At 39.5% G+C, this 7,583-nt stretch carries 7 protein-coding genes and 1 pseudogene; 2 read left to right on the top strand and 6 right to left on the bottom strand.

All coding sequences use genetic code 11. From position 1 onward, the window contains the following. The 6 genes and pseudogenes from H1S01_RS21230 to H1S01_RS19360 all read right to left on the bottom strand — a co-directional run. A pseudogene (locus H1S01_RS21230) lies at positions 1 to 236 on the bottom strand (hypothetical protein); the annotation flags it as partial. A gap of 354 nt (positions 237 to 590) precedes the next feature. Then, positions 591 to 833 carry a hypothetical protein gene (locus tag H1S01_RS19380; RefSeq protein WP_188042032.1) on the bottom strand — a complete coding sequence of 81 codons (243 nt, stop codon included), beginning with the start codon at positions 831 to 833 and terminating at the stop codon, positions 591 to 593. A gap of 108 nt (positions 834 to 941) precedes the next feature. Then, positions 942 to 1,142: a hypothetical protein gene (locus H1S01_RS19375; protein ID WP_188042031.1), complete on the bottom strand. Its 201-nt coding sequence runs from the start codon at positions 1,140 to 1,142 to the stop codon at positions 942 to 944. A gap of 85 nt (positions 1,143 to 1,227) precedes the next feature. Beyond that, positions 1,228 to 3,006: a GmrSD restriction endonuclease domain-containing protein gene (locus H1S01_RS19370; protein ID WP_188042030.1), complete on the bottom strand. Its 1,779-nt coding sequence runs from the start codon at positions 3,004 to 3,006 to the stop codon at positions 1,228 to 1,230. 479 nt (positions 3,007 to 3,485) lie between these two features. Next, positions 3,486 to 3,995 carry a hypothetical protein gene (locus H1S01_RS19365; RefSeq protein WP_188042029.1) on the bottom strand — a complete coding sequence of 170 codons (510 nt, stop codon included), beginning with the start codon at positions 3,993 to 3,995 and terminating at the stop codon, positions 3,486 to 3,488. A 526-nt stretch (positions 3,996 to 4,521) separates the two neighbouring features. Further along, positions 4,522 to 4,971: a hypothetical protein gene (locus tag H1S01_RS19360; RefSeq protein ID WP_188042028.1), complete on the bottom strand. Its 450-nt coding sequence runs from the start codon at positions 4,969 to 4,971 to the stop codon at positions 4,522 to 4,524. Between the two features lie 600 nt (positions 4,972 to 5,571). Here H1S01_RS19360 and dgt point away from each other — a divergent pair. Both dgt and H1S01_RS19350 read left to right on the top strand, forming a co-directional pair. Next, positions 5,572 to 6,927 carry a dGTP triphosphohydrolase gene (gene dgt, locus H1S01_RS19355; protein ID WP_188042027.1) on the top strand — a complete coding sequence of 452 codons (1,356 nt, stop codon included), beginning with the start codon at positions 5,572 to 5,574 and terminating at the stop codon, positions 6,925 to 6,927. Between the two features lie 135 nt (positions 6,928 to 7,062). Next, the coding region (locus H1S01_RS19350; protein WP_243237450.1) for an N-terminal phage integrase SAM-like domain-containing protein at positions 7,063 to 7,583 on the top strand (521 nt) is incomplete at its 3' end.

The raw sequence follows: 7,583 nt of genomic DNA, 5'->3' as shown, positions 1-7,583 counted from the left end.
AAAACGGCCATGCGTAGTGGCCAAAAAAAGTCCAAAATTAATGTCCTTTTTTCGACCAAAACTATTGACCGATCACATAAGTCTACGCAAGTATAACCAAATGCTTCTTGAAAGTAATCTTTTTCGTTAAACTGTGAGTAGATTGCATAAAATAGTCGCCTCAACAAAGGTAACTCAATTTTTTCCAAACCTGGATGTTTACCCGTTCTTACGGAATAATATCTTCGTACGACCATCAACTAGATACCTCTTTTCATTGGGGGATTGTTAATAATAAATCTGTAATTCGTTAGCCATCAATAATATCCTTTTATTACAAAACACTTATATGCATTTTTTCTTACGAGTCTTTATGCCGAAACTGCGAGGTTAGAATTGAATACTATACGCCAGTCTTTACTGGGTGTTCTAAACCGATAGAAGATCTATTCTTCAAAACTCAACTGCTATGGTATCAATAGCAGACGAGTTTTGACCCATCTGGCCCTTCGAACGCCACAAATAGCCTCCCTTATCCCAACAAAAACTCATCTGCTATGTAAACGCAAAAAAAGCGACCTCGCCAATGATTGACGAGATCGCAGTGGAGGTTAATGGGCGTAGATTCGTTTGAGGTCTTTTCGACATGCCTCAGCACTCCCTTTATAGAACAACAAAGTCTCATTGATGGAGTCTTGAATCTCAGCGGGAATCTCTATCCCAGCCGATTTCACCCGTAGAAGAAACTCCTCGATTCTTTCTGCGGTTTTCTCACTATGGGCTTGTTCCTTAATCAGAATAGACTTTTTCTCTGCTCTATGCTTTAGGCGTCGTTCCCCAAGCCAATCAAACAATAGTCCCACCTCCATAAGTTAGGATACCCAGGATTAGTGACGGTTTCTACAGCTTAGGCTACAAAAGCAAGAACGACCCCGCCAATGATGGCGAGATCGCTGTGGAGGTCAATGAACGCGTTTCTTCATCTGTTCACGCTGTTCACAAAACAGCTCTGCCCGGTTACTCGATTTCTCAAGGATTTCCTTTAATAATTCCTGAACGCTGTTCGGAACAGTAAGCCCTGCGGCTTCGATTTGCTCTTGGAAAAACTCGAGGTCCTTAGCTAAGGTGGCGTTTCTCTCACACTTGTCGTTAAGGTTAGCCAAAGCAATCTCGCTGCCGTCGAGATTCAAGCCATTCCTGGATGAAGACGCATCACCTCCGGGAACAGCGGTTTTACGTCTCGAATAATTACTTCTTAAATTGAGCGTTTAACGCTAATAAATCGGGTCCTTCCACTTTCACCGTAGAGTTACCTATTCTAGTGAAAGCAACCTTTCCCACGAACGATATATCGTTTTGTATCGGAATTCTTATTCTTAGCACTGATAGTCCCTTATAATCAAAAGTATCGATGTTTGCTAAGATTTGTGTTTTAAGGGGATTTGTAAGACTAGAGTTTTGTATATGTTTTATGATAATTTGAATATAGTTGTCTAACTTTTTCTTTAACTTTTTTGCTTCCCTGTCTATGCCTACAACATTATGCTCGCCAACTAAAAGGGGAGTTATCGAATCTAATTCCTTAACTCTTTTGGCGTCCTGCTCAGTATCACATACCCCAAAAAATAAGTAACCATCACATTGAGGACCAACATTAGCAATTCCGCAAATTGTTTCTATAATTCTATCAAGTAAATCTTTATCTATTTGTCGGTTGCTAGATAATTGTAATATACCTTGTTTGAATTCATATTTAGCCGATTCAATCTTGGATCTTCTTAAGGAGTTTTCAAAATCTATTATTAATCCTGGACCATGTCCAAGTGAAGGAGGGTTTCTGGTAACAAAGTGTTTTTCTATTAGACCCTTTGTGATATCTATGTTTCTAACACGGTCTTCTGTTTTTGAGTAATGTGCACTAATTGTTATACTGCTAGATAAATTATATAAGCTTTGCATTATGTCACAGGGACTAACTGGAGTTTTTTGCTTTTCAACAACCAGTTTAAAAAAGGCCATGAATATTGTGTAGAAGATGTTCTTAATAGGATTCCCGCTTTTCGGGTTTACTTGTTTTCTTAATGCAAATCTTTCGCTACTGAAATTCTCAATCGTATCTTTAAGAACAGAAAAAGTAGAAATTAACTCTTGTGATAGTCTAGATGGTTTATAAACAGCTAAAGCATTTTCTACCTGCTTTGATAACTCATTATCAGGTGAATACAAGTCATCATAAAGTTCTTGACTCGCTGCTATCGGTTTATTCAAAAGTACTGAGGAAGCTAAATCTGCTATAATTTGTTCATCTTCACTCTCTCGTAGCTGTTTTATAGTGATAACTCCCTGTTTTACCCATAGAGTGTCTTCGGCTTTTATACTATATCCTAATTGATCTTGAGGATGTTCTATACTTATTTCGGGCATCCTCGTTAATGGAAGTGTGTCCCTAGAAACATCCCCCCTTATTTGTGAGGATACGGACCTTACAAGTTGAGAAAAATTTGTAACTACACCAGCCTGCCTTCTATCCTGAGGACTTAACCTTTGTCCGCCTGAATTAATTCTTCCGAATACATCAGTAATTTCACTTTCTTTTGTAGCAGGGAAAATAGTCACTGCCAGTTGATAATCCACAAAATTCGCACATTCTGTTCTACTCAGTCTTTCGCATAGAGGTGAAACTTCGATAAAATCTTTTTCGTCTGCATGTTGCTTCGCTCTGGCAAGTTCTTTAATATCAAAATATTTGTCTTTGTAAGAGAAATTTTGTTCAATGTACGAAAAAATAGCGTTTAATCTCTGGATGCCATCAATAATTTCATAGATACCTTTTCCATCGTGTTCGGCATGCTCGGCTAAGAGTATCAAAGGTATGGGGTATCCTTTTAATATGCTTTCGATTAGACTTTGCTTTTCATGAAGAAACCAGACTAACTTCCTTTGATACTTTCTGTTTACAAGTAACCGGTTTTCTCTGTATAGACGATATGCTTCCTGTATGGTCATACCTCTAGGAGTTATACTCAATTCAAATGCCCCTCCGACGTTATAGATTTTGGTTTGAAGTTATTTACTTTATTTATATTTTGCACCTCCTAGTTAAAACCTTTTTTGTGATCTGGTACAGTGATAACTTTTCCCACCGAAAAACAACCGCCCCTCCCCACTGACCTCCCAATAACGTGGCTTATCGGGTAGATCGTGAAGAAGGGCGGTTTACTGTTATTCTGACCGGCAATTTACCTGGCTATTAGCTGTTCATTGCCTATTTCACCTAATTATTTCCTCTACCCTTCAAACTCGACCCCACAGAATGCCCTGTATGCCTTTGAAAACGCCCAGCTATACCATTCATGCCAGAATGGGGGTTGAAATGGACAAAGGGGTTTACAGCGGGTCTCTTTGGATATATGCGATTTTTAAGATAATCATGGTATTTGGGGTCGTCGCCCTGCCCCTCATCACTGCTAATAAAAATCAGCTCGACATTCTAATCTATATCATCATTAATGAGGGTTATAAACAGTTACCGTTCTACTGAAAGGGTCCCAATGTACGCCACCGCCATCATGAACAATTCCAAGATATGTCATCAAGTTAATCATGGGTTCGCCATTTATAACTCTTACGGGTTCAATGTTGATTCCCCCGCCCGTATTAATCCCACCGTTTGTATCGGTCCAGATTTGATCGTAGTCAGACCTTCCTAAAATAAATATATAATAGTCCTCAAATGTATCAGTATTGTATTTCTTTCTTTCACCATCAGATAATACCTTCTTAGCAACCAACTTGGAGCTTTTCCCATCCCACGCGACGCTGTAACCGTCAAAAGCAAAAATGTCTATAAACGGTACCCATATTCTATCATCAATAAATGTGGTCTTAACCCCAGTTTCTTTTCCGTAAATGATAATGTTTGCGTCGTTACTACTTCCGTAAGCGATAGCGGAGAAAAAAATTGCCATCCAGAAACTAATTATCAGAATTAAAGGTCCCTTATATTCGTTCTTCAAATACTTTCCCCCTTGCTAAAAAGCAGTTTGGATTGGGTAAGATATTATATGCACTAATTTAGAGTGTGTTTGCGGAAATAATAACCACCAAGTGAGTTCAAATGTTGTAGATAAAGTTGTCTTAAATAAAAAACCGCCCCTCCCCACTGGCCTCCAATAACGTGGCTTATCGGAATGGCTGTGAGAAAGGGCGGTTCTGTTATTATGAACGGATTAATACAAGAATATCGGCTATTTCACCTAATTATTTCCTCCGTTCTTCAAACCCGACCCCGTAGAATGCCCTGTGTGCCTTCAAAAAGGTGTGGCTATACCATTCGGGTCCAATTGAACATGGGCCATTACAGCGGCCTTATGTGGGATAAGGTAATCTTTGGTATATCTTAACCTTGAAGGTTTATATTTTACTTGCTAATAACAATAGAAAAACCGCCCACTTACGGACGGTTCTCCATTTTCTTATGATGTTCGTTGTGATCCGTGTTATTTTCGACTGACTTTAACGCCGCCTTCCGGTACCTTAAAGCTATTTATTACCTTTTTCTTTTTGGATATCTACCTTCAGTTGTTGAAGTTGCTTGTCTAACTCTTGGTCCACAGCTTTGTCAATAGCCTGTTTTTGGCTTTCAATGAACGCAGCTTTTTCGCTATCCATCTGTGTTTGTACAGATTTTACTTGATCATCTAGCATTGCGGTCGCCTGATTAACTTTGGTTTTTGTATACGTCTCTAAAACTTGATTGATTTCAGCTTTCGTGCTGTCGATATACTGGTTTAGCTTGTTAAGAGACTCCGCTTCTTTATCTGCAATGGCTTGAGCAGCAAATTGTGTTTGGCCCGGTAAGATACTATTCCAAACACTTCGCACAACTTGAAGGATGTCGGTATCTGCTGTGGCAGCATACACCGCTGTCCCAATGGTACCTATCAGGATCGTCGTTACAACGGCAACAGAAATTTTCTTTGCGATTGACAAATTAAATCACCCCTTTTTATGTTTTATGGTCACGTTTATAGAATTCGAATCTTAAATGTTTTTTAAGGAGTTATTTCTCCAAAACAAAACCGCCCCTCCCCACTGGCCTCCCAATAACGTGGATTATCGGTAAGGCTATGAGGACGGGCGGTTGCTCTGTTATTTTCACCGGCAATTAAACCAGCTATTACTTGAGCATCGACGGTTTCACCTAATTATTTCCTTCACCCTTCAAACCCGTCCCCACAGAAAGCCCCGTGTGCCTTTGAAAATGACTGGCTATACCATTCATGCCAGAATGGGGGTCGAATTGGATGTGGGGTGTTGTGGCGGGTGTGGTGGGAGATGGGGGATTTTGGGTAAAAAATTCAGTCTTTATCGACATATTAATAGTATTTGACCACTTAGGCGATGTCAGACGTCAATAAACCTCCCAACAACGAGTAATTTGGTTAGGCTATGAAAATTAACGGGAATTGCTCGTACGACAGACGATTTAATTGTGCGGATGTTTTTTCTTAAACCAAGCTGGAATAGCAGAAAGGACGAGCTAATATGCTGTACGGAGATTAACATTATAAGTAAAGGTGATGCTCACCCATGGACTTAAAGTATCTACGTGATTACCACACACATAAGAAGTTAGAAAAAGAAAATTTGAAAAATTTCGCTCAATTGAATGATGGTATAGCTATAACAAGACTTCGCAAAGAACCGAAAGATAGACGGTTAGAATTCCAGTTCGATAGAGATAAGATTATTCATTCGAGAGCTTTTAGGCGGCTTATTCATAAGACTCAGGTATTAGTGTCTAACAAAGGCGATCATTATAGGACTAGATTGACCCATACATTAGAAGTTTCGCAAATAGCAAGATCTATTTCAAAACTCTTGGGACTCAATGAAGAACTCACTGAAGCAATCGCATTAGGACATGACCTCGGGCATACTCCTTTTGGTCATATCGGTGAACGAACTTTGCACGATATTATGAGTGGAGTACACGAAGATACCGTAGGCGTACCGAAATTTGGTGGTTTCAAGCATAATTTACAGAGTGTTCATTTATGCGACCACTTAGAGCAATGGGAAAATGAAAACATTGGTTTAAACCTTACTTTAGCTGTAAGAGATGGCATACTAAAACACACCAAATTAAATTACAAGAAAGAAAACGGACAAATAGAGAAAGTAAAATATAACGTAGATTTAAGAGATCTTACATTGGAAAGCGACTGTCCATTTACTTTAGAAGGACAAGTGGTAAGTATTGCAGACGAAATAGCCCAAACTACCCATGATTTAGAAGACGCACTTAGAGCCGGTATTATTAAACCGGATGACCTCCTGGAAGATGAACTTATAAATTCAGCCTTTATCAGATTAAGAAGATTATTCGATGATTACAAAAGTTACAAAATAAGTGATATTGAATATATTTCAACTGTAAGGAAATTTAGTACACGTGAGTTTAGAAATTATATAATTGGCCCATTAGTTGGGTTACTTATTGATGATGTTGCTGATAACACTGATATAATGCTACAAGAAAATTACCCAAGTGGAGTCTTTCCTGAAAATGGATACGATAAATGGATTGTTTCTTTTTCAAAACCAATAAAGGAAAAGCAGAAAAAGTTATCTGACCTAATGTACAATTTTTATCTCGGATCAGTTGAGGTAAGTGTAATGGATGGACGTGCTTCAAAAATTATTAAAAGTTTATTTGCGGCTTACTGGGAAAACCCTACTCAACTACCGGATTATGTACTAAAAAAATATTTTACTAAACCAGGAAATCCGACTGGAAACTTTTCTAGACTAATGTTATCAAAAAACAAAATGGCCTCTATGAGAGACAATGACACATTTGCAAGATTAATTTGTGATCATATTGCAAGTATGACGGATAATTATGCTTTTGAAGAATATAAAAAATTGTATCTTCCCGATTAATAAGCCACGCCATTTGGTCTTTTTTAGGCGATATCCACTCCCCTACTATCGCTAAACAACTTGCTACCCCTGCTTTTTCGAGCAATAATCTCAACTGACCCAAGAGGCTTTTTGAGAAAGGGGAGCAACTGCATCATGACCAAACGCACCAACGGCGAAGGCAACGTATACCAACGCAAGGACGGCCGATGGGAAGCCCGTTTCTTCCACACTGACCCCACCACCGGCAATAAAAAACGCTACAACTATCTCGGTAAATCCCACGAAGAAGCCTACAACAAGATGATGGCAGCGAAAGCACAGATAATTACCGGTAATTTTGTAGAGCCTACAAGGATGACCGTGAAGGACTGGATGACCTATTGGCTTGCCGAATGTATCGAGCCGAACGTGAAGCCCACGACCTATGCACAGTATGAAACGATGACCAGAGTCCACATCATCCCTACACTGGGATCACTGGCTCTCCAGAAAATCCAGACCTCCGATATCCAACTAATGTACAACGCCAAACTGAAACCCAGAGCTGACACCGGCAGATCCCTAGCCCCCAGAACTATCCGCCACATTCATAACGTCATTTCCGGTGCCTTCGAACAAGCCATCAAGGAAGGCAAGTTATTGAAGAACCCTGCTGACGCTGTGAAACTGCCCAA

This window comes from Heliobacterium chlorum (assembly GCF_014502795.1).
Lineage (GTDB): Bacteria > Bacillota > Desulfitobacteriia > Heliobacteriales > Heliobacteriaceae > Heliobacterium > Heliobacterium chlorum.
The sequence above is the reverse complement of the archived record's forward strand: the minus strand, read 5'-3'. Positions and strand labels throughout refer to the sequence as shown.

Coding starts and splice junctions, on each gene's coding strand:
- dgt (WP_188042027.1), top strand. CDS start 5,572: ATGGACTTAAAGTATCTACGTGATTACCACACACATAAGAAGTTAGAA.